General features: G+C 33.9%; 2 protein-coding genes and 1 pseudogene. All 3 read left to right on the forward strand.

Annotation, left to right across the window (positions count from 1 at the left end; all coding sequences use genetic code 11):
* Window positions 1-240 (forward strand): annotated as a pseudogene (locus tag G4P69_RS37615) (recombinase family protein); the annotation flags it as partial.
* Complete coding sequence (locus G4P69_RS37620) at window positions 233-550, forward strand: recombinase family protein (RefSeq protein WP_313890616.1); 318 nt, start codon at window positions 233-235, stop codon at window positions 548-550. The pseudogene G4P69_RS37615 and the gene G4P69_RS37620, both read left to right, overlap by 8 nt.
* On the forward strand, window positions 537-1,814 hold the full coding sequence (locus tag G4P69_RS37625; RefSeq protein ID WP_208341393.1) for an RNA-guided endonuclease InsQ/TnpB family protein: 1,278 nt from the start codon (window positions 537-539) through the stop codon (window positions 1,812-1,814). Before G4P69_RS37620 ends, G4P69_RS37625 begins: the two co-directional genes overlap by 14 nt.
* The last annotated feature ends 49 nt before the right edge of the window (window positions 1,815-1,863 follow it).

Raw genomic sequence — 1,863 nt, forward strand, 5'->3', positions numbered from 1 at the left:
AAAACTGCTTGGCGTTGGTGGAAAGCCGGTAAACTACCTCATCCTGCTAAACAATCACCGTCAGGCACAGTATTAGTTGACTTTACACCACAAAATGAATCTCAAAAAAAGGACTCTATAAAGGTTGCTATATATGCCCGTGTTTCTTCTTCAGAAAATAAATCAAACCTTGAAAGGCAATCGGATAGATTAACGCAATACTCTATAGAAGACAGGATATACGATTGTCAAAATTGTTAAAGAAGTCGGAAGTGGGTTAAATGATAACAGGAAAAAATTAAATAATTTATTAGAGGCTGATGATTATGATGTTTTACTTGTTGAAGATAAAGACAGATTAGCTAGATTCGGTATTGGTTGTATTTCTATTCTTTTAAACCGCCTAAATATCAAATTAGAAATTGTAAACCAAACAGATAATGGTAGAGATGAATTAATGCAAGACTTGATAGCAATTATCACTAGTTTTGCTGCTAGATTATATGGTCAACGTAGGTCAAAACGTAAGACACAAAAAATTATCGAGGCTTTACAAAATGAAGAGTGTTGAGAAACATATAATCAAAAAATCCCATGATTGGTATAGTTATTGTGCAGAAATAACATCAATCTCTAGATGTCTTTACAACACTGTTCAATATAATCAAAGACAAGGTTATTTTTTTGGTTATAAGTTCCTTAATTTGTCCCAATTAGACAAAGGCTTTAAAGATAACGAGAATTATAAAAAATTGCCTGCAAAAGTAGCACAATTAGTCCTGAAACAAAACGCAGATGCTTGGACTGCATATGATGCCGCTCTAGATACATACAAACAAGATAGTTCTAAGTTCACAGGCAAACCAAAAATTCCAAACTTTATTACTAAAAAACATAATTTAGTAAAATTTAATAATCAAGCTATAGGGAAGAAGGAATTTAATAAAGGGTTTATAGTTCCTTCAATGTCACCAATAAGAGTGCCTGTAAAGCCTGGAATAAAGTTTGAAAATATCTGTGAAGTTAGGATAGTGCCTAAAGTAGGTTGTTTCATCATAGAAGTTGTTTATGAAGAACAACAAGCTACTGTGTTTACGGGTTCATCCAATCTAGCAGCAGCAATAGACATAGGCTTAGATAACTTAGCTACTGTTGTATTTAATGATTTAAGCATTCAACCGTTAGCTATTAATGGTAAACCTTTAAAATCTGTCAACAAATTCTATAACAAACAAGTTGCGAAATTCAAAGGATTTTTATCCCACCAAGCACCCTACACAAATAGACTTAACAACATTACAAGAAATAGGAATCAGTTTGTAGATTCTTACATCCACCAAACCACTAGGTTTTTAGTTAACAAATTTATTGGATTAGGTGTTTCAACAGTTGCTATAGGAAAGAATGAACAATGGAAAACAGCACTTAATCTAGGAAAGAAAACAAATCAGTCTTTTACACAAATACCTCATGCTAGATTCATACAAGTTCTAGTTTATAAATTAGAGCAAGCAGGAATCACGGTTACGGTTGGAGAAGAATCTTACACAAGTATTGCTTCTTTTTTGGATTGGGACAATATCCCAACTTATAAACCTAACACAAAGCATAATTTCTCAGGTCAACGTGTACAAAGAGCGTGGTACGTTTCCAAAAAAGGTACTAAGATCCACGCTGATGTTAACGGCGCGTTTAATATAGGAAGAAAAGTAATCCCAAATTATTTTGATTGCTTGCAAGAAGAATTAAAGAGGGATAGAGGGTGTCTGGTAGTACATCCGAGGCGAATAACACCGACTTTTAAGCGTGAACATGCTTCCGTCAGTGTTGCTTAAAGACCTGTAAAGTAGCCTGTCTATGTTTGGCTATGTAAAAGGGAACTAT

The sequence above is a fragment of the Aetokthonos hydrillicola CCALA 1050 genome (genome assembly GCF_017591665.1).
GTDB classification, from domain to species: domain Bacteria; phylum Cyanobacteriota; class Cyanobacteriia; order Cyanobacteriales; family Nostocaceae; genus Aetokthonos; species Aetokthonos hydrillicola.

Coding starts and splice junctions, on each gene's coding strand:
- G4P69_RS37625 (WP_208341393.1), top strand. CDS start 537: ATGAAGAGTGTTGAGAAACATATAATCAAAAAATCCCATGATTGGTAT.